The organism is Ignavibacteriota bacterium, assembly GCA_016218045.1.
Classification (GTDB): Bacteria; Bacteroidota; Ignavibacteria; order SZUA-365; family SZUA-365; genus JACRFB01.
In genome coordinates this window covers 1-22,358 of sequence record JACRFB010000008.1, presented here as the reverse complement: position 1 = coordinate 22,358, position 22,358 = coordinate 1, and the positions used below count along the sequence as shown (strand labels likewise).

Below are 22,358 nucleotides of genomic sequence, written 5' to 3'. Positions count from 1 at the left end.
CGTTGTGGGTGTGCGGTATTACTACGCGCAGGAAAACGACGGCCGCCCGGTGCTGGTGCTGGTGGGCGTCGGCAGCGACGGCAACGACATGGTGGAAGGATTCGTGCTCGAGCGCAGCATTCCGTGCCCGCCGTACTGCGGTTTCTTCAACGAACTCAACAGCTAATTCCCTCATTGGCTTCCATTATCGCTTCCCCGCGCTGTTGACTGCGCGGGGAAAGCGGTCTATTTTTGTTCCGGTGTCCGGCGCTCGCGCCTTCATACACCATCAACTCCGGCCTGAGCCGCCCGGGATTTTGTGCCGCGGTTTTTCGGCAGAATGGACAACGGACTGTGTCTGACCAATCTTCTTATCGCTTTCCCTATCATTACATCCCCGCGTTCCTCACGCTGGCGCTGCTGATCGTGTGGATACTGCGCTGGATCAATCCTCCGCCCGGCGTTCCAGAGATGCCCGCGGTGTTCAGGATCGCGCGCTTCTCCAACCTTCTTCCATGTTTTCTCGGCTTCTTTTTGCTGCCATCGCTTTCACGGGATTTACGTATCCTTCTTGCCCTGGTCTCGGCGGGAGTTTTGGGGGAAGTGGCGACGTGGATCGCCATTGATTATGTGAGTACAAATCCTCAGGACATGAACCTCCTCTGGATCTTCCATATCTTCACCATAGCGGAATTTATTTTCCTGATGATGATCTTCAATACCTGGCACATGGGAAGACGCAGCAGGAAGGCAGTGTCAATTGCCGGCCCTGTGGTATTGGTGATATTGATAGCTGCGAAAATGTACCAGGGTATCAAGGGCACAGAGCAGTTCGACAGTTTTGCGACAACAATAGAAGGTATAGTCGTTGTCACGCTTGCCGTGCTCACGCTGATCTATCTGACCAGTGACGATATCGTTCACATTTTTGAGGACCCACGCTTTTGGGTTGTATCAGCTATTATGTTTTATTTTGCGGGAAACTTGATCATTTTCGCGTTGGGACAAGAAGCGCTCGGTGTTCTTCGCGCAGACAATACCACAGAGGCGATTTGGACCATGCATTCCGCGCTCAACATCACGGCCAACTGTTTGTACGCATACTCGTTCTATCTCAGCCATAAAAAATTGAGAGCAGCCTCCGCGTGAACCTTCTGGAGGTAATACTCCCGACTTCGGCACTGCTGCTTGTCCTGACGGTGGGCATCATCGTCATTATTGTGATTCAGCAGCGGCGCCTGTTCGCCATCCAGCAGCACAACCTCGAAGTGCTCACCGAGAGCGAGGAGCGTTACAGGCGTCTTGTCAACTACTCGCCATTTCCGATGGCAGTGCTCATCGCGGGTGTATTCCAGTATGTGAATGACGCCGGTGCGCGGCTGTTCGGCGCGGCCGATCCGCAGGAACTCATACAGAAGCCGTTGTCGGACTACGGGCGGACCTCGTTTTATGAGCACGCGCAGGAACGTATCGCGCAGTTCATTCAGGACCCCGGCGAGATCACCTTCATCGAGGAAAAATTCGTCAGGCACGACGGCCAGGTGATCGACATCGAGGTTACGGCGATTCCGATCACGTACGATGGACGCGATGCGGTCCAGATCGTCATTCGTGATATCACCGAACGCAAGAGGGCCGAGTCCGAAATTATCGCTGCAAAGGAACGTGCCGAACAGTCGGACCGACTCAAGGATGCGTTCATCGCAAACATCTCACACGAGATACGAACGCCTCTCAACGTTATTTTGGGCTACAGCTCGCTGATCATGGCCGAACTTGCGGACCGGATACGCAGCGAAGAGCTCACCTTCTTCGAGAGCATCGAACGCGGCGGCCAGCGGCTGATGCGCACTGTCGAGCACATTCTCAACATCTCCAGCATCCAGGCCGGGACGTTCGAGCTGCATCCCGAACCGCTCGACGTCAACCTGCGGGTCGAAAAGCTGGTATTGGATCTGCGGTCGCTCGCGACGGAAAAGGGATTGACGATCGACACGATCAACGAGAATCCCGGAGCGATGATCATCGCTGACAGGTATTGCCTCGATCAGGCGTTGACGAACCTGATCGAGAACGCAATCAAGTTCACCAACCGCGGCGGGGTTACAGTTAGAACGTACAAGCAGGACCGGCGTGTATGTATCGAGGTTTCCGACACGGGTATCGGAATCTCGGCCGAGTACCTGCCCAAGGTGTTCAACGTATTCTCCCAGGAGATCATCGGCTACACACGGCCTTTCGAAGGACTCGGTCTCGGCCTTGCCCTCACAAAGCGTTACGTGGAATTCAATTCCGGCAGCATCACCGTCAAGAGCCGGAAGGGCATGGGAACGACATTCACGTTGCGTTTCCTCTCGGCGCAGGCCTCCGAAGGATTCCAGGAGGAGCTTCCGCTGCAAGCGCCGGCGCAGGAAGATGCCGTCGCCATTCCGGGTCCGGCGGGCTCCGGGCTGCGCACCGTGCTGGTCGTCGAAGACGACGTGCAGACACAGGAATACATGCGTGTACTGCTTCAGCGCGAGTATACCATACTCCTCGCCTCGTCAGGCACGGAGGCATGGGATGCATTGAACCGGTTCAACGTTCATCTCATCCTCATGGATCTTTCCCTGCGCGGAGAGGAGGACGGCTTGCATCTCACGCGGCGGATACGGGAATATCAGGCCTTCCACACCATTCCCATTATCGCGATCACAGCGCACGCGTTTCCCGAGGACAAACAGCGCTGCCTCGCGGCGGGATGCAACAGATATCTCTCAAAACCCTTCCAGATCGAAGAGCTAAAAGAGATTATGAACGAACTGATGCGGGTGTAACCCTCCATCACCGCGATGTGCGATTGGTGGTACACGGCAGGACCAGGCGGTGCATACCCGCCGAAGAAGTGCCGGCGGGTCGAGATCCTACGAGCAGCCCGAGCATTCGAGACGGCAGCTTATAGCGGCGTGGCGATCACAGCAACCGCCTTCATCACCGCCACATCGGCACGATGGAAGTCGACCGCCTCAATGAGGACGACATACTGTCCCACAGGGAGAAGGGTTTGCCGGTCGTCACGGCCGTCAAATATCAGCTCACCGCTGCGTCCGCTATGACTATTGCTCTGGATCGTGCGGACGTAGCGTCCGATAGCATCATACACACGCACACGAATCTGGGCAACAGCCGAGGGCAGTTCATACCGAATGAGACAATGATCCTCGCGGCCGTCGCCATCGGGTGAAAATGGATTCGGTGACAGGGTACACCGCGCACCGGGCTGTTCTATCCACGGCGGGGCATCTGTGTACAAGGAATTACGTCTGCCTGGCGTACCTCCGCACACATCGGCGCTTGTACTCCATGCCCAGGTGCTGGCGGATGGAAAGTCCGGATGCAGGCGTTCGAGCGAGCGGCCTCGTGTATCGTAGACGTTTGGATTGTGGAGTCCGGGATGATACCGCACGCTGTCGAGAACGGAACCCGTGCGATCACGTATCACAACATCCTCGCCCTCGTTACCAAGATCCAGCGCGCCGGATGTCACGACAACACATCTCCGCATCTGCAGCGTATCGTGTGGATCGCCACAGTGCGACAGCACGCTGCTGTCGGATGCCAGCACAATGAAGTCGCCCGGCGCGAGCACGCGTCCAGGTACATGGACAACGACGGTCGTCACAGAACCCGATCCTGTTCTGCCCTCCACCATGATGCCGTCAAGCCCGATGTGCCTCTCGCTGTGATTTATAAGTTCGATCCACTCGGAGGCTCCATCCAGCGGCGCATACATGAGTTCGTTGACAACAAGCACGTTACGGGATAGACGCTGTGAGATCTCCGCATGCAACGTGTCGTTGCTGCTACGTTGGTCCGCATGAAAAACCGAGACCACAATAAGCGCTTGGATAAATTTCTCCCCGGGTGTGAAGAAGCCCTCGAGCAGGCAACTGTCGCCGGGTGCAAGCGGAACCGAACTGTGAAGGGTGCGCCCGGGGACCGAGGTGTCGGGGATGCCATCACCGTCGGCATCATCAAATATTCCGACCTCGAATACTTCGGCGGGATATGAACCCGTATTTCGCACGAGCACTTTCACGGCAATGTCGAGCGAGGGAGAGGCATCGAGCGGAGCAGCCTCGATGTAGGCCAATGAGATGTCGTAGTCCGGCAGCGCCACGCTGTTTCGCGCACCGGGTGTACCCCGCAGAGGATCGATACAGCCCGCCCATTGCGCGTAGGAGTTCGATGGTCCGGTCAGTGAGATTCTCTCGAGAGACCGACCGGCAGATCCGCCCCATGAGGAGCGGTATTGGACGAAGTCCAGCACCGAAGAATCGGGTGCGAGCAGTGCCACATCGTCGCCGCCGTTGTTCCATGCGGGGAAATCCCGCATGACTACCAGGACGTAGGGACCGGGAAATTCCATCCGCACCGCCGCGTCGCCGGCTATCACGATGTACGAACCCGGAGCCAGCAGGAGCGGCTGCTCTGCAATTCGTGCACGTGCAGTTGTCGCGTCGTGCAGAATACAGGAGGAGATGTCGACCGACGCCGACCCCGTATTATACAGTTCCACCCATTCGTTGTGGCCGGATGGTGGCGCGTACATGATTTCGTTAATGCGAATCTGCGCGTGAGATTGTACACACTGCACACAGAGGCACACAAAGAACAGCAGACACACAATAGACTTCTTCATCATTCCTGCTCCCTTGCATGGAGATACGCGAAGTACATGCGGACGCACGTCCGCTTACCTCATAGTACTCACCATTCCGCTCTTTTGTTCCCGAAGTCAGCGACTTTTCTGGATGTGGCGGCTTTGTATTTCCTCGTCCGCGGTCTACCTTGCCACGGTCACCATCACACACCACAGCAGAGGATTCGTCATGTCGTTCCGCGAGGATCGTCCCGCCATTCTCGTCATCGGCCGCTGGGGAACGAGGCCGGGCCGTGACTGGTACCCATGGTTCCACACAGCGGCAGATGCCGTTGTACATATCCCCGAAATGCCCGAACCCGACAATCCGACCCCGGCAGCATGGAGTGGCGCGGTGCAGCGGCACATAGACGGCATTCCCGCCGACACCCGTCTGCTGCTCGTAGGGCACAGCGTCGGTTGCCAGGCGATTATCCGCGCACTCTCGTCGAGTCTTACGCCGCGACAATTTCTCGGTGCGGTATTTGTAGCCGGGTGGTGGACAGTCGGACAGCCCTGGCCCGCGCTCGAGCCCTGGTGTCAAACGGACTTTGAGTTCGGTCGGGCGCGGAAGGTTCTTTCGCGATCCATTGTGCTGATTTCGACAAACGATCCGTTCAATCCCGACTTCGAGGAAAACGGCGCATTGTGGACGGAGCGATTGGGCAGCGAGATCCGTGTTGTTCCCGGGGCCGGACATTTTAACGGCTCACCCCAGCCAGCCGTTCTCGCAGCCGTCGAAGACATTTTGGGCGGAAGATTCCCTTGACATTCGCCCGGCACGCGACTACATTTGCAGTTGCAGCATGAGTCCCATTCGATGAAACGCACCCTACTCCTTTTTGTTCTTCTCGTCTTCCCGGTTCTGACCGGGGTGGCCGGGGCGTTCCTTGAGTATTTCCAGGGACGCAGCGACGGGAACAATATCACGCTCGAGTGGAAGACACGCGGCGAAGCGAATGTGGCGGTGTTCGAAGTGCAGCGAAAGGCCGGCTGGCAGGGCGAATTCACTACTGTTGCAAGTGTGGATCCAAAGGGTCCGAACTCGATGTACACGTTTACCGATCGCACGGCCTACAAGTCGAGTGAAAGCGTGTACATGTACCGGCTCCGCATCATGGAGCAGAACGGTCCGCCGTCGTACTCGAATGAAGTGACCGTCTCGCACAGCGTCAGTTCCGTAAAACGGACCTGGGGCAGCATCAAAGCAATGTTCCGCTGACATCGCTCAGCGGCGCGAGCGTTACGCAGGGCGCACCGGAAGGTGGGGCCCTTTTTTCATATCCAGAGGCATGGAGGTGAACACGTGACACGCCCATACACCGCGTCCGCTCTGATAACAGCCATATGCCTGCTGGCATCATGCTCATCGGATCTGCATCGCACGGCAGTTCCCGGGCCAGGGCCCTCGATACGCGTCTCCATTGCCGATCCCGCGGCAACGGCCGTGATCGGATTACAGAAGGGCGCGGTGATCGAGACCGAGAGCACGCGTTACATCCTTTCGGATTCGGGGGCGCTGTACTGTTCCGTGAACGAACGAGGCCATCTTGTCGCGCGCACCGGGAAAACGGAATTGGACTGTGGACAGGGAGTGCGCTGCACACCGCGCGACGCAGACGGTGCATTTACTGTGGGTCGCACGAGGTATCCCGACACGCTACTGGTTACGACCGACGGTGCACGCCTTTTCCTCGTGAACATCGTGGCCCTTGAACGATACCTGCGCGGGGTCGTGCCGAACGAGATCGGGTATGATCGCAACCCCGCAGAAATCGAAGGCGTCAAAGCCTAGGCGATACTTGCGCGCACGTATGCCATGCGCAAGGCCGAACTGCCGATCGCCCGACTCTTTGATCTGCATGCGGACACACGCGATCAGGTCTACACGGGATCGAGCCGCAGTTCGGTTGCAACCGATCGCGCCGTACGCGAAACCGCGGGGTTGGCATTGAGCTACGAGAGCAAATATGCCGAGTGTTATTATCACGGGACCTGCGGCGGAAGCACGGAGGCCGTGTCGCTGGTGTGGGGGAGGCCGCAGTCAAAACCGTATCTGGCAGGTATTCGCGATGCAGGAAGGCATGGCATGTACTGCTCCTCCTCTCCACAGTTTCGTTGGACCGAATCCTATTCCCGCGACGATATCGAAAACATACTTCGCGCGAACCTCGGCGCCGCGCATGATTCACTCGAGCGCGGAGGTCCGGACCGCACACTGCATCTGCTCGATCTCGCAATTCTCCACCGTATGCCTTCGGGACGTGTCGCACGACTGAGGGTGGTGTTCGGCAACCGCGCGCGACAATGGCCGGTGGAGCTTGAAGGAGACCGCTTGCGCTGGGTCCTGCGACGACCGGATGGATTCTCTCCGCTTCGCAGCACCTTGTTTGACCTTGTCATCGAGCGCGATCAGAACCGATGGATCACACGCGTAACGATCCGCGGCGGTGGAAACGGGCACGGAATCGGCTTCTGCCAGACGGGCGCGCTTGACCGGGCGAAGAAAGGGTACACGTGCGAAGAGATCCTTCGTGCATACTTCCCCGGCACCACGGTGGTCGCCTCCTCCCCGTAAATTGTATATTTCTCCGATTTTCCGTACTTTTGCAGGTTGCACGACCAATTGATTACGAATTGCCGGAGAACATATGTCGAAACCCCTGAGTATACTCTTCGTTTCGAGCGAAGTTGTTCCGTTCGCAAAAACCGGCGGCCTCGCCGACGTCTCCGGAGCGCTTCCCCAGGTTGTTCGCGAGATGGGTCACGACATCCGCATCATCATGCCGAAGTTCGCTGCCGTCAGCGATCGTCGGTTCAAAATACATGACATCAAACGACTGACGGACATTCCGATCGAGGTGGGCGAGCGCACGCTTTTGGGAAGCGTGAAGTCGTCGTTTCTAACGAACATCAAAACGAAGGTGCAGGTGTACTTCCTCGCGAACGACGAGCTGTACAACCGCGCGGACCTGTACGTCGATCCCGCAACAAAAGAGCCGTGGCCGGACAACGACGACCGCTTCATCTTCTTCAGTCGTGGTGTGATCGAGACGATCAAGCTTCTCGGATGGAAACCCGACATCCTTCACCTCAACGACTGGCAGTCGGGCCTTGTTGCGGCGCTCGTGAAGACAGTGTACGCGAAGGATCCGCTATTCAAAAACACACGCATCGTCTTCACCGTGCACAACGCCGCATACCAGGGAGTATTTCCCAAGGCCTCATTCGAGAAGACAGGACTTCCTGCCAGCGCTTTCGGGATGGACGGCGTGGAGTTTCACGGCAACGTGAATCTGCTTAAGGCGGGACTCATGTATGCGGACGCGATCACCACGGTGAGCGAAACCTACGCAAAAGAAATCCGCTCGAGTGAAGAATACGGATACGGTCTTGAGGGTGTTTTCAAGAAGCGTTCAAAACATACATTCGGGCTGTTGAATGGAATGGACACCGCGATTTGGAATCCCGGCGCGGACACGCTCATTCCCAACCGGTTTTCCCTTGATGATCTTTCCGGAAAGGTCGAGAATAAAAAAGCCCTCTGCGAACGTTTCGGCCTGCCATACAGCGACAGCGTGCCCGTGATCGGCATCGTGTCGCGTCTTGCTGACCAGAAGGGTTTCGATCTTGTGCAGGAGAAAATGGAGGCATTGCTCGGTGAGAACCTCCAGTTGGTCGTTCTCGGATCGGGCGAGAAAAAGTACGAGGAATTCTTCACGAAGACCGCGAAGAAAAACTCCAAGAAAATGGGAGTACACATCGGGTTCGACGAACCCCTTGCCCATTTGATCGAAGCCGGAAGCGACATGTTTCTGATGCCGTCGAAATACGAGCCGTGCGGACTGAATCAGATGTACAGTCTGCAGTACGGAACACTGCCCATCGTACGCGCGACAGGCGGCCTTGCCGACACGGTCATTGATCTCGATGAGAAACCCAAAACCGGCAACGGATTCGTGTTCCAAAACTACAAGGGGGCCGACATGCACAAGGCCGTCAAACGTGCGGTCAGCGCCTTCAAGAACCGCGACGCCTGGACTGCCGCGATGCACCGTGCAATGAAAACGGACTTCTCGTGGAATGCGTCGGCGCAGCGCTACATCGACCTGTACGCCAATCTCCTGAAAAAGAAATAATGCGAGACGAACTCCGGGCGGCCTTTTTCCCTTGCCGGGATAGGGCCTCCGTGACTAGGTTCCGCGGCCGTGCAACCGCGCGGCCGGCAGCGCGCGAGCGCGGCCGATTCCGGTTAATCCCCATGCCCATGCACTACCAACGCTCATTTTTCGTTCTGATCGGTCTGCTCGCACTCGCCTGCATGCCGGGCTGCCGCCACGAAGCATCACCAACAGGCATCGATCTTCTTCCTGATTCAGATCTTGCCGGCATCGAAGTGTACGACAGCCGCGGTGCAAACAGCGATGCGCGTGTTTCGACCTTCATCCTCCCCTCCGTCGGGAACACTTCGACATTCCTTCCACTCGGCAAGACCAGCGATTACACGAGCAGAATACTGCTGCGATGGACAGGGTGGCCGGTCGATCTCGCGAGCGGCGGGCGAATTGTCTCGGCAACCGTGACGCTGCATGCCTCGCCCTTTTCCTTTGGACAGGCATCGGGCCCACTCTCGTTCAACGCTCATGCCGTGCGCAAACAGTGGAGCATGTACACTTTCACGTCCGACAGTCTTGCGGCGCTGACGACGGATCCGGTTCCCGCGGGCCAATACAATGGACCCGTCGGCGACAGCATCCAATTTCAGCTCGACTCCACGCTCATTCGTTCCTGGGCGAACGGCGAGAGCGGAGGCCAGGTGACGGGTGTGTGGGGTCTGCTTCTCGAGCCCACCGGAGCCACAAACACCGTGTACACTTTCGACGCATCAGAGAGCAGCAGGAAGCCCGCGACGATACGAGTAGTTGTTGCGCGCGATGGACTCGCGGACACCACACTCGTTCCGCTGCAGATCGAGGACACATTTATCGCTTCGGGTCCGGCCCCTGCGGTCACGGAGCTTGCGGTGCACGGCGGTTTGTCGTGGCGCGGCACAGTGGCCTTTGATTTGAGCGCGATCCCTCCCGGCTGCATCGTCAACGCTGCATCACTCCGCTTGACCATCGATCCGTCGCGCACGAGAAAAAACATCCGCGGCATCGATTCCGTGCGTGTGTACGAACTCAGCGATTCCGCGACGCGGTCGGTCGGATCAGAATACACGATCTCCACACCGGATTCGGGCCAACGCATCATTGCAAAAGGCCTCGCCATGACCCGCATTGTACAGCGGTGGGTAAATCATCCCGAGCGCAACCGAGGGTTTGTTCTCGTCAAAGTGGAGGAGGCGGGCGACCTGGATCTGCTGGCATTTTATGGTCCCGGAGCAGCAGCGGAGCTGCGGCCGCGATTGACCGTCACGTTTACACGCAAACCCTGACGGAGACGGCCATGAGACGAATTTTCCTCCTTCTCCTCGTCCTCTGTCCTTTCGCCGCGCAGGCACAGAACGGTGGATCGGTGCTCTCACGATTCGGAATCGGGGAACTCGACAACCTAGCAGGCGCTCGTCAGCGCGGCATGGGCTACACGGGGGCCGCCGTCGGCTCGTCGTACGAGATACACGCGACCAATCCCGCCGCGTGGACATTCCTGTCGAATCTCCGTTTGCAGGCGAGCGGATCTTACGAATACGAATCCTCGTCGAAAGGCGCGGCGCTCTCGTACGGATCATTTGCCTTCAAATCCCTCGATTTCGCAATTCCCTTCGAAGAATCCATTCGCACGCGACTGTCGGCCGGCTTGCACCAACTGAGCGGCATCGGATACGAACTGAACGCCCACGGAAGCGAGGGCGGGAAGACATACACCTCGTCGTACAGCGGCTCCGGCGGTCTTGCCTTTGCAAGCATCGGCTTGGCCGTGCGTCCGCTTCCGTGGCTGAACATCGGCGCCGCGGCGCGCTGGTACTTCGGCACGGCGGAACACGAGATGGTGGTGGACTTCGACGATGCGGACTATTTCACCACCACACAGCGGCGGTCCACCAGTCATGGCGGCGGCGGCTATGTGCTGGGCGCAGTGCTTACAGGTCCGGACGGGCTCGCAGTGAGCGCCTCCGTCGCCACATCGGCGGAACTCGACGCATCGCGCGACCTGCATTTCCAATATGCGACACACGACTCCACCGTGCGCGGCGCGGATGGAATTCAGGACATACCAGTCCGATATCAGTACGGGCTTTCCTACGAACTCGATTCGCGCTTGCTCATTGCGGCCGACGTTGCGATCCAGGACTGGACAGGCGCGCGGGTGTTCGGCATCGTGCAGCCCGCATTAACAACCGGGTACCGCATCAGCGCGGGAGCGGAGTGGAAGACGGGATCCGCATCCTCGCAGGGCATGCTGCGTGCATCGCTGCTGCGCTTCGGCGTGGCGCATCAGAAACTGAGCGTGCTGCTCGACGGCGTAGCGCAGAGCGAAACCTACGGCACGGTCGGATTCGGTTTTCCGGTCTGGGCCGAGAGCCGCGCGGATCTATCGCTCGAGGCGGGAGTGCGCGGCGCGAGCAGCAATTTGCTCGGCAGCCGCCTCATGGTCCGTTTCTCATTCAGCATCAGTGTCGGCGAGAATTGGTTCACACGCCGCGAAGCGGACTGAGAAGGATGCAGGAATGACGATCGCACTCGCATCCGACCACGCGGGCTTCGCGTACAAGGAAAAGTTCAAGGAACTGCTCGTGTCACTCGGACACGAATGGAAAGATTACGGGACGCACAGCGCGGATCGCGCGGACTATCCCGACTACGCGCATCGTGCATCGGAAGCGATATTACGCGGCGAGTGCACACGCGGAATATTCGTGTGCGGCACGGGGCTCGGCATCGGTATTGCGGCGAACCGTCACAGAGGGATACGCGCAGCAAGCTGCCAGGTACTTGAAGCGGCGCGGATGTCGCGCCTGCATAACGACGCAAACGTGCTTGCCATCGGAGAGCGGCTTGTGCCGTGGGAACTGGCGGTCGAAATGATTACCGTCTGGCTCGAGACCGGCTTCGAAGGCGGCCGTCATGTAGACCGTCTCGTGAAAATAGAGCTGCCCTAGCCGCGCTGAGATCACTCAAAAACGAACGATGCCGCCCGCGGATACGTCCGAGGGCGGCATCGTTGCGTGTATATGGCAGGCAGGATCAGCCGCCCATAAACGGAAGCGAGATAAATGCGGAACCGAGCACCCAGACGATCCAGAGTCCGAAAACGAGTCCGAAGGCCTTGGCCTTCGAGAGATATCCCGCATGGTGCAGGCCCAGGGCGAAGAGGAAGTACGCCCAGATCGACAGCGGATTGAGATTGCTGAGCAGTTTATAGACCGGACTCGCGAGATCCGGAGTAAGGAACGCGGCCGGGCTCAGTGTCGCGTAAAAATTATTCAGCGCGTATCCGAGCAGGATGCTGAGCAGTTGGTCGACAATGCTGATATAGGCCGTCAGACCGTAGACGGACAGCAGCATGGTGAAGCTGATATCACCTCTCATCACAAAGCGCACAAGCAGCCAGTATACAAGCGCGACAAGGAAGAAGACGATCGGCACGCCGATCATGACTCCAATCGCGGAGAAGATCTTCTGCAAACCGCCCATTGAACCCATCTGTTCCGAGAATTGATCGGCCTGTTCCTGGGTGATTTTTCCGCTCTCAACCTGCTGCTGCATGGCCTCCTGCTGCTTTTGCATGATATCGGCCATAAACTCCGGATTGCTGAAACGGATCAACGTCCCGGCAAGAAGGATGACGGTCAATGCAAGCAGAGGCACGAGCCAATCGGAGACGCGTGGTCCCGATTGACGGATGTTGAGGAAGGTCGCGCTGGGTTCCGAGAATATTCCGACAAACTTATCGGATATCGTCATCGGCTCGACGAGTTCTGCTGTCTGCGTCTCTTCCGCTGGAGCTTGCGACGTCTGCTGTTCGTACAATTCGGACATGGAATTCCATCCTTGCTGGTGGCGGTCAACCTATGTGCTTATAACCTACAATGTAGCAGAAGAGAGGGCATTGTACAATCCGTGTTTGAGCGTGTACGGTGCTCGTTCAGGGCAACACTTTTTGCGCCACCCCCTGCTGAGTCGACGCGGAAAATGGCTATATTGAGCGAATTCAATCGATATATTTCGGAGGCGATTCCATGACCCGATACCGTCTGTTCATCATGATGATATTTTGCGTTTTGTCACAGGCAAACGGCCAGTGGCATTGGTTGAATCCATTGCCCGAGGGCAACGAGTACTTTGATGCCACGTTTGTCACGTCCGGCACAGGCCCCGCGACGATTTGGGTTGTCGGAGGGAACGGCTCCATCATTCGTAGTTCCGACGAGGGCGTGACATGGAGTGCGCGCAACACCCCGCTGCGTCCGACGCCGTTCCTCTGCCTGAACGTGCTTTTCACCGATGCGAACACGGGACTTGTCGCCTCGAACACCGGCACCTTGCTGCGCAGCAACGATGCCGGAGGCGTGTGGCAGCAGTTGCCACCCAACGGCATGCCCATTCAGAAGCTCCGCCGCGCACCAGACGGCGGCGTCTGGGGCTTCGGCAGCGTGGGCACACTCGCACGCACCGGTGATGCCGGATTGACGTGGACCAAGCGGTATCCCGGTACAAACGCCGTTGTCTTCGACGTCGCCTTCCCCGACGCGTCGAGCATCGTTGCCGTGTGCGGCTCCGGAGCGATCTACCGTTCCGCGAACGGGGGCCAGCAATGGACGTCGACCGTGCGGCCGCTGCCGACCGACATCGTATCAGTGGATTTCATTTCGCCAACACACGGCTTTGCACTGCAAAAACCGACAACATTATTGCGCACAACAGACGGCGGCGCGAATTGGAGCGATACGACACTCAGCGTCCTGTCCGTGCGGTGTATTCGTTTCTCCGATCCGACCACCGGATGGCTGCTGAGCACATCGACAGGAACAGTGCTAAAAACGGTCAACGCCGGGCAGACCTGGCGGACGGTTACCGTGGACAGTTCGCTGCGGTACACATTCCAGAACATCATTGTCCGTTCACAAAACGAAATCTGGCTGACAGGCGAAGGCGGCGGAATGTTCCGCAGTCTCGACGGAGGCGCAACGTGGACGCAGCTCGGAACGGCAATAACACGCGCGCATCTCTCGGCCGTCACGGGTGTGAGCGACAGCAGCGCCTGGATATTCGGAGACGGGCTCGTGAAGTTCACGGGGGACCGTGGCGCAACATGGTCTGACAACAAGGCCGGAACACTGCCCATTCACTGCGGCGCCGCGGTATCCGCCACACGCATCGTGGCCGGCGGCCCTCAGGGTGAAGTGCATGTTTCCGATAACAGCGGCGCGACATGGAGCACACAAACACTCGCCTCGCTCGGGCAGGTGAATCAGATCCGCTTCCTGAACGGAAACATCGGATGGCTCGCAGGCAATCATGGTACCGTCGCGCGCACGCTGGACGGTGGTGCCACATGGGCTCTCGCGGCGCCCGACGATAATGACTACAACACCGTACATCCGCTCTCGGCCGATGTGGCATGGATAGCAGGGAACGGCGGCACAGTGCGGAAGACAACGGACGGCGGCGCGACCTGGAGCACCCACGATCCGGGAACAACGTCGAACCTGTACACCATCCACTTCACTTCTCCCACGGACGGTTGGGTGGGTGGACAGGTGAAGCTGTATCAGACCTTCGACGGCGGGAGCACATGGTCGCCGCGTTCGCAGCAGGGTTTGGACGTCGTGTACCGCGTCGCGTTCACCGATCCGCAGAACGGTTTTCTTCTCATGAGCCGCGGGATCGCGCGAACGAGTGACGGCGGAACGACGTTTCATCGCACGGACTACCCCTCGACAGGCCTGCGCGACGTTTCAGCGTTGCCCGACGGTCACCTCTGGCTGGCGGGAGACTTCGGCGTGGCACTGCGCTACACGCCCGCGCCCGTGGTGTTTCTCACTCCCGCGGTTCTGGATTTTGGTGACGTGTCCACGGGCAGGACGAAGACACTGCCCTTCACCATCGAGAACGCGGGCGAGCGCACAATGCGCATTTCGAATCTCACCACGCTCGGCACCGGATTCACCATCGCGAGCATGGGCGACACCACACTCGCGCCGGGTGCGCGCACGACTGCGCGCATCCAGTTCACACCGCCGGACACGGGTATTCACCGCGGGCTTGCGACAGTGATCAGCAACGCGCCGCTCGGAGTGCCGACAGTGCCGCTGATCGGCCACGGAATACCGCCAGGCACACCGGCGCTGACACATGCACCACAGATACTCGACTTCGGCAAGATCCGGCTGGGAACGATCAAGTCGCTCGAATTGCGTATCACGAACGCAAGCAGCAAACTGCTACGCATCAACGAGGAAAGACTCGTCGGTCAGGACTCGATGATGTTTCAGGTGGTCCGCCCGAGCAGTTTCCTCATCAATCCGGGCGCAACAGATTCGATACAGATCGTGTTTGCGCCGCTACGGCCCGAACCCTTTACCACGACGCTGCTGATCGAATCCGACGACGCCGCTGAACCGGCCTATCGTGTGACAGTGCGCGGTGAAGCGATCAATCCGAAAATCACGTTGATTCCCGACACGGTGAATTTCGGTTTCGTCTACACCGACAGCACAAAGACGCTGTACCTCGAGATCAAGAACGCGGGAAGCGCGGAACTGCTTACAGCCAATCATCGCATCGTGGGAACGGATGCGGCGGACTTCAGCTTCGTGCCTCCCCCCGCGACACCGATCGGACCGGGGAGCTCGGTTCTCATTCCCGTGTCATTCCATCCAAAAACGATGGGGCCGAAATCCGCGCAACTGCGCATCGAGTCCTCCGACATCATCAATCCCGAAGTCGCGGCGATCCTCATCGGGCGGCCGACAAACACCGGGGCGCACGAGGCACCACAGGCCCCGTCCGCACTGATTATCGGATCGACATATCCGAATCCTGTCGGACCCGGCACGGCGCACCGCGCCATGGTCACGTTCGTGCTTCCCGAGGCGGCAATGGTTCAGACCCGTGTCACGGATGCGCTTGGTCGTGATGTGACCACACCGATAACGGGCAGATATACCCCGGGTGAAAACCGCGCGCTCGTGAATGCAGCTTCATTGCCCGCGGGACTGTATCACGTGGCCGTGACCGCCGAATACGGCAATGGCACCGTCTCCACAGCACAAGCGAGGATTCTTGTCGTCCGTTAATACAAGCCGTATCCTTCTGCCGCGGGCGGTGTGGCCGCTCGTCTGTATCGTCGCACTTGTCTTGGGCCTCATTCCACCGGCGCGGTCGATGCCGCACATCGATCCCAAAAGCGACAGTCTCGCCTCGGTACTGAAGACATCCTCCGGAAGCCGGCGCATAGCCGTGCTTCTTGAGCTTTCGATCCGCTTATCCGAGAACACGCCCGACGCATCGATACGGTACGCACATGAAGCGCTGGCACTCGCCGACAGTCTGCAGCTCGATGGCGAGAGAGCACGCGCGTTAAACATGGTCGGCCTCTATCACTACGGACAGGGCAGATTCGAGCTGGCGTTGGAGCACTTCCTCCACGTTCTCGCGATAGGGGAGAAAACCGGCAACACAACCGCCCTCTCACTCGCATTCACGAACATAGGCCACATCTACAATGACATAGGGCTGTTCGACAGCGCGCTCACGTTTTACAAGAAAGATCTCGCGATCTGCGAGCGCATATCCGACAAGGCGGGGATCGCGACGGCACGCAACAACATCGGACTGATTCAGGACGAGAAGGGAGACAAGGCCGGGGCAATCGCATCCTTCCGCGCCTCGCTCGAGCTGGCGCAGCAGGCGGGCGATCGCGAGCTGGAGGGCATCGTGCTGAACAACATCGGCGATGCGTTCCTGCACGAGAACAAATTCAACGAAGCGCTCGAGTACTTCCTGCGCGCGCGCGCGATCTGCAACTCCATCAACGACCACTTCACTGTCGCGACGACGTTCCATAATATCGGACTCGTCATGCGGAAGCTGGGACGCTACGACGAGGCGCTGTACAATCTGCAGGAATCGATGCGCATCAACACGCATCTCGGCGCCGACCACGCCTTGCTTTCGGATACGCGGGAGCTCGCTGCCACATACGCAGCGAAGGGCAATTACCGCACGGCGTTCACGTACCTGCTGCAGCACGACACACTCACCAACCGTGTATTCTCGGTCGAGACCGGCAAAAAAATAGCAGACCTTCAGATTCGCCGACAGCTCGAGCTTCGTGATCACGAGAACCGGGATTTGCGCCGCACGAAAGAGCTGCGCGAGGCACAGGCGCGTCAGGACGAAATTCTCCGGAACGCCATGATTCTCGGAATGGTTCTGCTGGCCGCGCTCGGGCTTGTTGTGTTCAACCGCTTCCAGCTCAAGAAACGTTCGGAGCAGGCGTACCGCGTGCGCACAGAGGAACTCGAGTCAGTGGACCGGCTCGTGAAAACGATCAACCACCAGGTATCTGTTGACGGCCTGTTTCGCGCCCTGCTCGAACTGGGCCGCACATTGTTTCCGCAGGCCGACAAGGCGGCGGTGCTGGTGTACGACGACGAATCCGACGGTTTTCGGGTATTGTCGTCGTTCGGCATGGACGACAGCGCGGGCGGTCCCGTTCTGCTCGCGGCGCCGATCCTTACCGGGGACTGGGTCAGAAACGTGGCGACGGTCGAGAAGATCGGTGAAGGAATTTCGATCTTCCATTTCAAGGATGATGCGATCGAATCCGACTCATGCACCGGCGTTTGTCCTCGTTCACGTCTCGTTCTCGACATCGAGATCGAACACCGGCTCGCGGGCATACTACTCTTCGACAACTACAGCACCCGCGATTCCTTCCCCGCCTCCGAGATCGACCGCTGGATTCGGTTCCGTGAACACGCGGTGGCGGCGCTCATCAAAGCCACACTGCTCGAGGAATCACAGCGGGCGCGGCACGCCGCCGAAGAGGCGAGTTCCATTAAAACGCGTTTGCTCAGCATCGCCTCACACGATCTGAAAAATCCGTTGAGCGTGATCATCGGGATTGCCGAGATCATCGAGGGCGACACGGAAGATCAGGCGAAGACGCGCGACCTGGCGGGGATGATACGTGAATCGGGAAACCGCATGCTGTCGCTGCTCTACGATCTGCTCGACATGTCGGAACTTGAAATGGGGCGCATCATTCTGAATTTCCGCGCCGTCGATGTGATTCCGCTAGTGGAAGCGGCCGTGCACGAATACAGGCCGTTGGCGGAGAAGAAACGGCAGCAGTTGAAATTGACGGTCGGGTCGGCCGGTCCGCTGCATGTGATGGCCGATGAGAAGCGCCTGCGCGAAGCGGTCACGAACCTTGTCGACAACGCGATCAAATTTTCACCTCTCGACGCGTCGATATATGTGACGGTTGTGAAACTCGACAAGGTGCAGATCGCTGTGCGCGACGAGGGTCCAGGCCTCACCGAGCGCGACAAGATGCTCGTCTTCGGGCAGTTTCAGCGCCTGTCTGCGCGACCCACGGCCGGAGAGCCATCGACCGGTGTCGGGCTGTCGATCGTCAAGCAGGTGATCGAATTGCACGGCGGCAGCGTGACAGTGGAGAGCGAAGAAGGAAAGGGATCGACATTTATCATCGAGCTGTAGGTATTCGCCCATGACACCCGAAGCGGCAAACGAGCATCGAGTGCCGCTGTGGACGCGGGACTTTTCGCTGCATTTCGCCGCATCGTTCCTCGTCGCGGTTGCGTTGAATTTTGTCATCGTGCTTGTTCCCGTGTTTGCGGCGCGCGAGTTTTCCGCCAGCGGCGGGGACGTGGGCCTGCTGACCGCGGTGTTCATGCTCACGGCCGTGCTGTCGCGCCCCTATCTCGGTTTTCTGCTCGACCGTTACGGACGGCGCATCGTGCTGTTGATCGCGCTCGCATTTTTCTCGCTACTCAACGCCGCGCATGCGCTGGTTGGATCACTGGGCGCGCTGCTCGCCATCCGCGCCCTGCTCGGATTTCCCTGGGGCGCGACACAGACCGCGACCATCACCGCCGCGGTGGATCTGATTCCGGAATCGCGCCGCGGCGAGGGCCTGGCGTTTTTCGGACTGACGTTCACACTGGCCGGAACGGTGGGTCCGCTCGCGAGTCTCGGCCTGCTCGACTACTCATCGTTCGACACTGTGTTCCTGACCGCGGCGGGGATCATTCTTGCGGCCGGCTGCATCGCCGTGTTCACACGACACGCGGTCATTCGCGACGCGGAGGCGCGCCTTTCGCTGCAGTCGCTGCTGGAACCGCGCGTGGCCTGGCTCGCGGCGGCGACTATGCTGACCACCACACTGTGGGGCGCAGTGATTTCCTTCATGCCGCTTTACGCAGACGAACAGGGATTGCCGAGCGCAGGCGTGTATTTCACGCTCGACGCTCTGGGGACCATGGCGTCACGCATCGGATCGGCGCGACTCTTCGACCGCTATGGTCCGCGTCCCATCCTCATTGCCGCGTATCTGCTGATGATATCGTCGATGCTGCTGCTCGGCATCGCACCCACGCAGACGGGTTATGCCGCGTCGGCCATTCTGCTCGGCGTCGGTTTCGGCATCGCCATACCGGCGTACCAGACCATGGCGATGAACCTGGTGGAGCCCGAACGGCGCGGCGCCGCAAACGGAACATTGTATTCCGCCTTCGACATCGGCATTGGCGGAGGCGCACTGTCGCTCGGCGCCCTGGCGGATTCCGCGGGCTTCCGCACCATGTTCACCGTGCAGTCGGTATTGCTGCTCATCCCGGCGGCACTGTTCCTGATCCACATCATCCCATCGTATCAACGCCGCATGCGCGCGGCGCACGAAGAAACCACGCTGCGGGACGTGTTATAACGGCGGTCAGCGGATAAAAAGATCCGCTACTCCGGTATGAGCGATCCCGGACCGTCTCGATCGTAGAGCAGTTCCCCACCCATCCAGACGCGACGGATGTCGTGCGTCTCCGATCTGTAGACCACAGCCGAGGCGGCCTCGATGGCCCGCAAATCCGTGAGGTGGCGTCCCTTCGCAAAATGCTCGTCGATGCGGATCTCGACCATGTCGGCCGAGAGCCCCGCGCGCAATGTCCCGGTCTCATCGCCGAGCGACAGGGCGCGCGCACCTCCGAGAGTTGCGTGGTAGAGGAGCGCGAAGGGGTGCAGACTGCGCCCTTGTACCCATGCCATCGAGCGCATGACAACCGGCATGCTCAACGAGGTGCCTGCACCGACGTCGGAGCCGAGGCCGATGCGGATCGATCGTCCATCGTAGCGCTCGAGCGGGAAGCGGCCGCTCCCGAGGAACAGATTGGAGTCGGGGCAATGCGCCACCGCGGCATTTCGTTCTTCACAGAGATCGAGCTCGCTGTCGTCGGGATGAATGTTGTGGGCGAGAATCGTGCGCGGGCCGAGTAGTCCGGCCTCGTCGTACACACGCGTGTAGGACGAAGCGGAGGGAAACAGCGAGGACACGAGCGAAATTTCGGCGGGTGATTCGTTGAGATGCGTCTGTACGTACACCGAGGTCTGCTCGGCAATGTCCGCCGCGGCCCGGAGCAATGCGGGCGAACACGTAGGCGCAAAACGCGGTGTGACGGCATAGAGCAGGCGCGGCGTTTTGTGATGCCAGGCCTCGATGAGGGCGCGCGTCTCGCGCACGGCCGTTGCGACCGGTTCACAAAGGGCATCGGGCGCGTCGCGATCCATGAGCACTTTTCCGAGAATGACACGCAGGCGCGCTCTCTCCGCCTCTTCGAACGCAACCCATGTAGCGCGCGCATGGACGGATGAATAGATGGCGGCGGTGGTAGTGCCGGCCTCGAGGAGGCCGTGGAAAAAGCGGCGGGCGACATCACGCGCAACCAATTCATCGGCGAATCGCGCCTCTTCCGGATAGATGAAGTGGTCGAGCCACTCCATAAGAGTGACGCCGAATTTACCGCGGCAGTCATATTGCGGCAGATGCGTGTGGCAGTCGACAAAACCCGGCACAAGCACACCGTCGAGAATCCGTGTCGGAAGGCCCGCGAGAGTTTCCGGGAGCCCGCCATGCTCACCACAATACAGGATGCGGCCGCTGCCGTCTACCGACAAAGCGCCATGCGGAATCCATGACGCGGATGTCGCCGATTCAGGCGAGAGAATGGGAGCAAGGAGGGTAAAGGGTTCCACGGTCACAGACCGAGCAACTGGATCGATATTCCCGCCACGGCGATCACGGCGCCGGAGATGGCATGGGTGAACCGCTCCATCGCACCAAGCGGCACACGCGCAACGCCGGCGGAGATTGCCCAGACCATTGCCATCATTGTGGCAATAGTCACGAGAGAAAAGACCGTTGCGACAGCGACCATGCCCGCGATACTCTCGGAGGCGGCGGGATACATCAGGAGCGGACTGAGGGGTTCGCAAGGACCGAGGACAAATACCGTGAAGAGGGTCCACGTAGTCATGACCGCGCGCGGCGTGTGCGCATGATTGTGTGCGGCAGCGTCGGCATGGATGTGACCGTGCGTGTGCACCGTGCCATCGTCATGCGTGTGCACATGCGCGTGGCAGCTTGCACGCCCGCGCAGCGCGCGGCGCAATCCCCAGGCGCCATAGATCAGGCCGAAGGCGATAAGAGCCCAGGCGGCGATATCGCCACGGACGGACTCGATCAACTCGAGTCGATGCAGGGCCACACCAAACACAACACCCACGATACCGAGAAGAACGGAGCTCAGAACATGGCCGAGTCCGCACAGGAAGGTGACCCATAACGTGCGGGTACGGCTCCACGCCTGCGCCTTGCCCATCATGATAAAAGGCAGGTAATGATCGGGGCCGATCAGTGTGTGTACAAAGCCGATGGACGCGGCGGAAACGAGAAGGAACCAGTTCATCGTCCTGTCGAGCCGAAACCTCCGGCTCCGCGCGCAGTATCGGTCAGTGAATCGGTCAGCTCCCATCGAGCATGTTCGATGGGGCAGATCACGATTTGTGCGATGCGGTCGCCGCGCTCGATGCGGAAGGATTCGCGGCCCATGTTGGCCATGATCACCTTGATTTCGCCGCGGTAGTCGGCATCGATGGTGCCGGGTGCGTTCGGCAGAGTGATGCCGTGTTTGAGCGCGAGGCCACTGCGCGGACGCACCTGCGCCTCGAGGTGAGCGGGCAGTGCGATCGCCAGATTTGTGGGGACTGCGACGATGTCGCCCGGGTGCAGCTCGATCGGCTCGTCGATGGCGGCGCGCAGGTCGGCGCCGGCCGCATGCTCGGTGGCATACTCGGGCAGCGCGATGTCGTCGAAGCCCGGGCGCAGACGCGTGATCGGAATCATCGCACGACGGTCACACGCGCGGTCGTCGATCGCGATCCGCTGGTGACACGAAGGAAAAACATACCTGTACGGAAGCCCGTATCGCCGGCCGCAGGATACCAGGCGGATTCATGCAGGCCCTGTGCGCGCGGACCCTCGAAGAGCAGCGCCTGCTCGCGTCCCAACGCATCATACACCGCCACACGCACGTCGGCCGCCTCGTCGAGTTCATAACGCAGAAAGACGGGATCGCCGGATGCCGCACTCACGGGATTCGGATACACGCCGTGGATGCGGAATCCAGGCAGTTCAGGTTCGGACAGGAAAACGTGAATCGGTCCGAGTTCATCGG

At 59.4% G+C, this 22,358-nt stretch carries 20 protein-coding genes; 14 read left to right on the top strand and 6 right to left on the bottom strand.

What is annotated here, in order from left to right:
• From HY962_02370 to HY962_02360, 3 genes are all read left to right on the top strand, one after another.
• Positions 1-166, top strand: a 166-nt coding sequence (locus tag HY962_02370; GenBank protein MBI5645750.1) for a hypothetical protein, incomplete at its 5' end; no start/stop codon positions are given.
• A 167-nt stretch (positions 167-333) separates the two neighbouring features.
• Entirely contained in the window at positions 334-1,128 is a 795-nt protein-coding gene (locus tag HY962_02365) for a hypothetical protein (protein MBI5645749.1), read from the top strand.
• Entirely contained in the window at positions 1,125-2,795 is a 1,671-nt protein-coding gene (locus tag HY962_02360; GenBank protein ID MBI5645748.1) for a response regulator, read from the top strand. Before HY962_02365 ends, HY962_02360 begins: the two co-directional genes overlap by 4 nt.
• Positions 2,796-2,914: 119 nt before the next feature.
• Here HY962_02360 and HY962_02355 read toward each other — a convergent pair whose 3' ends face one another.
• Entirely contained in the window at positions 2,915-4,570 is a 1,656-nt protein-coding gene (locus HY962_02355; GenBank protein ID MBI5645747.1) for a lamin tail domain-containing protein, read from the bottom strand.
• Positions 4,571-4,850: 280 nt separating this feature from the next.
• On the opposite strand from HY962_02355, the gene HY962_02350 reads away from it, so the two are divergent.
• The 8 genes from HY962_02350 (at position 4,851) to rpiB (ending at position 11,762) form a co-directional block, all read left to right on the top strand.
• Positions 4,851-5,429: an alpha/beta hydrolase gene (locus HY962_02350; protein MBI5645746.1), complete on the top strand. Its 579-nt coding sequence runs from the start codon at positions 4,851-4,853 to the stop codon at positions 5,427-5,429.
• A gap of 51 nt (positions 5,430-5,480) precedes the next feature.
• A complete protein-coding gene (locus HY962_02345) occupies positions 5,481-5,882 on the top strand; it encodes a hypothetical protein (GenBank protein ID MBI5645745.1) in 402 nt (133 codons plus the stop codon).
• Positions 5,883-5,966: 84 nt separating this feature from the next.
• A complete protein-coding gene (locus tag HY962_02340) occupies positions 5,967-6,455 on the top strand; it encodes a hypothetical protein (protein MBI5645744.1) in 489 nt (162 codons plus the stop codon).
• A 24-nt stretch (positions 6,456-6,479) separates the two neighbouring features.
• Positions 6,480-7,238: a SpoIID/LytB domain-containing protein gene (locus HY962_02335; protein MBI5645743.1), complete on the top strand. Its 759-nt coding sequence runs from the start codon at positions 6,480-6,482 to the stop codon at positions 7,236-7,238.
• A gap of 73 nt (positions 7,239-7,311) precedes the next feature.
• Positions 7,312-8,799, top strand: a complete 1,488-nt coding sequence (gene glgA / locus HY962_02330) for a glycogen synthase GlgA (protein ID MBI5645742.1) — start codon at positions 7,312-7,314, stop codon at positions 8,797-8,799.
• A gap of 122 nt (positions 8,800-8,921) precedes the next feature.
• Positions 8,922-10,097, top strand: coding sequence for a hypothetical protein (locus HY962_02325; protein ID MBI5645741.1), 1,176 nt, complete (start codon positions 8,922-8,924; stop codon positions 10,095-10,097).
• Positions 10,098-10,108: 11 nt separating this feature from the next.
• On the top strand, positions 10,109-11,317 hold the full coding sequence (locus HY962_02320) for a hypothetical protein (GenBank protein ID MBI5645740.1): 1,209 nt from the start codon (positions 10,109-10,111) through the stop codon (positions 11,315-11,317).
• 13 nt (positions 11,318-11,330) lie between these two features.
• The gene (gene rpiB / locus HY962_02315) at positions 11,331-11,762 is read left to right on the top strand and encodes a ribose 5-phosphate isomerase B (protein ID MBI5645739.1); all 432 of its coding nucleotides are present in this window, start codon (positions 11,331-11,333) and stop codon (positions 11,760-11,762) included.
• Positions 11,763-11,847: 85 nt separating this feature from the next.
• Here the strand turns inward: rpiB and HY962_02310 are convergent, their stop codons facing one another.
• Positions 11,848-12,642 carry a YIP1 family protein gene (locus HY962_02310; GenBank protein MBI5645738.1) on the bottom strand — a complete coding sequence of 265 codons (795 nt, stop codon included), beginning with the start codon at positions 12,640-12,642 and terminating at the stop codon, positions 11,848-11,850.
• A gap of 200 nt (positions 12,643-12,842) precedes the next feature.
• On the opposite strand from HY962_02310, the gene HY962_02305 reads away from it, so the two are divergent.
• From HY962_02305 to HY962_02295, 3 genes are read left to right on the top strand one after another with little or no spacing between them, the layout of a single operon-like run.
• Positions 12,843-15,902 carry a choice-of-anchor D domain-containing protein gene (locus tag HY962_02305; protein ID MBI5645737.1) on the top strand — a complete coding sequence of 1,020 codons (3,060 nt, stop codon included), beginning with the start codon at positions 12,843-12,845 and terminating at the stop codon, positions 15,900-15,902.
• On the top strand, positions 15,889-18,333 hold the full coding sequence (locus tag HY962_02300) for a tetratricopeptide repeat protein (protein MBI5645736.1): 2,445 nt from the start codon (positions 15,889-15,891) through the stop codon (positions 18,331-18,333). Before HY962_02305 ends, HY962_02300 begins: the two co-directional genes overlap by 14 nt.
• 10 nt (positions 18,334-18,343) lie before the next feature.
• The gene (locus HY962_02295) at positions 18,344-19,561 is read left to right on the top strand and encodes an MFS transporter (GenBank protein MBI5645735.1); all 1,218 of its coding nucleotides are present in this window, start codon (positions 18,344-18,346) and stop codon (positions 19,559-19,561) included.
• A 26-nt stretch (positions 19,562-19,587) separates the two neighbouring features.
• Here the strand turns inward: HY962_02295 and guaD are convergent, their stop codons facing one another.
• From guaD to HY962_02275, 4 genes are all read right to left on the bottom strand, one after another.
• Positions 19,588-20,877 (bottom strand): guanine deaminase, encoded by a 1,290-nt coding sequence (gene guaD, locus HY962_02290; protein MBI5645734.1) that lies wholly within the window; start codon positions 20,875-20,877, stop codon positions 19,588-19,590.
• 2 nt (positions 20,878-20,879) lie between these two features.
• Entirely contained in the window at positions 20,880-21,590 is a 711-nt protein-coding gene (locus tag HY962_02285) for a sulfite exporter TauE/SafE family protein (protein ID MBI5645733.1), read from the bottom strand.
• Positions 21,587-22,027 (bottom strand): dUTP diphosphatase, encoded by a 441-nt coding sequence (dut, locus tag HY962_02280; GenBank protein ID MBI5645732.1) that lies wholly within the window; start codon positions 22,025-22,027, stop codon positions 21,587-21,589. The genes HY962_02285 and dut overlap by 4 nt, the downstream gene beginning before the upstream one ends.
• Positions 22,024-22,358: T9SS type A sorting domain-containing protein (locus HY962_02275; GenBank protein ID MBI5645731.1), on the bottom strand; the 335-nt coding region annotated here is incomplete at its 5' end. The genes HY962_02275 and dut, both read right to left, overlap by 4 nt.

Coding starts and splice junctions, on each gene's coding strand:
- HY962_02355 (MBI5645747.1), bottom strand. CDS start 4,570: ATGTACGCGCCACCATCCGGCCACAACGAATGGGTGGAACTGTATAAT.
- HY962_02350 (MBI5645746.1), top strand. CDS start 4,851: ATGTCGTTCCGCGAGGATCGTCCCGCCATTCTCGTCATCGGCCGCTGG.
- HY962_02345 (MBI5645745.1), top strand. CDS start 5,481: ATGAAACGCACCCTACTCCTTTTTGTTCTTCTCGTCTTCCCGGTTCTG.
- HY962_02335 (MBI5645743.1), top strand. CDS start 6,480: ATGCGCAAGGCCGAACTGCCGATCGCCCGACTCTTTGATCTGCATGCG.
- glgA (MBI5645742.1), top strand. CDS start 7,312: ATGTCGAAACCCCTGAGTATACTCTTCGTTTCGAGCGAAGTTGTTCCG.
- HY962_02325 (MBI5645741.1), top strand. CDS start 8,922: ATGCCCATGCACTACCAACGCTCATTTTTCGTTCTGATCGGTCTGCTC.
- HY962_02320 (MBI5645740.1), top strand. CDS start 10,109: ATGAGACGAATTTTCCTCCTTCTCCTCGTCCTCTGTCCTTTCGCCGCG.
- rpiB (MBI5645739.1), top strand. CDS start 11,331: ATGACGATCGCACTCGCATCCGACCACGCGGGCTTCGCGTACAAGGAA.
- HY962_02310 (MBI5645738.1), bottom strand. CDS start 12,642: ATGTCCGAATTGTACGAACAGCAGACGTCGCAAGCTCCAGCGGAAGAG.
- HY962_02305 (MBI5645737.1), top strand. CDS start 12,843: ATGACCCGATACCGTCTGTTCATCATGATGATATTTTGCGTTTTGTCA.
- HY962_02295 (MBI5645735.1), top strand. CDS start 18,344: ATGACACCCGAAGCGGCAAACGAGCATCGAGTGCCGCTGTGGACGCGG.
- HY962_02285 (MBI5645733.1), bottom strand. CDS start 21,590: ATGAACTGGTTCCTTCTCGTTTCCGCCGCGTCCATCGGCTTTGTACAC.
- dut (MBI5645732.1), bottom strand. CDS start 22,027: ATGATTCCGATCACGCGTCTGCGCCCGGGCTTCGACGACATCGCGCTG.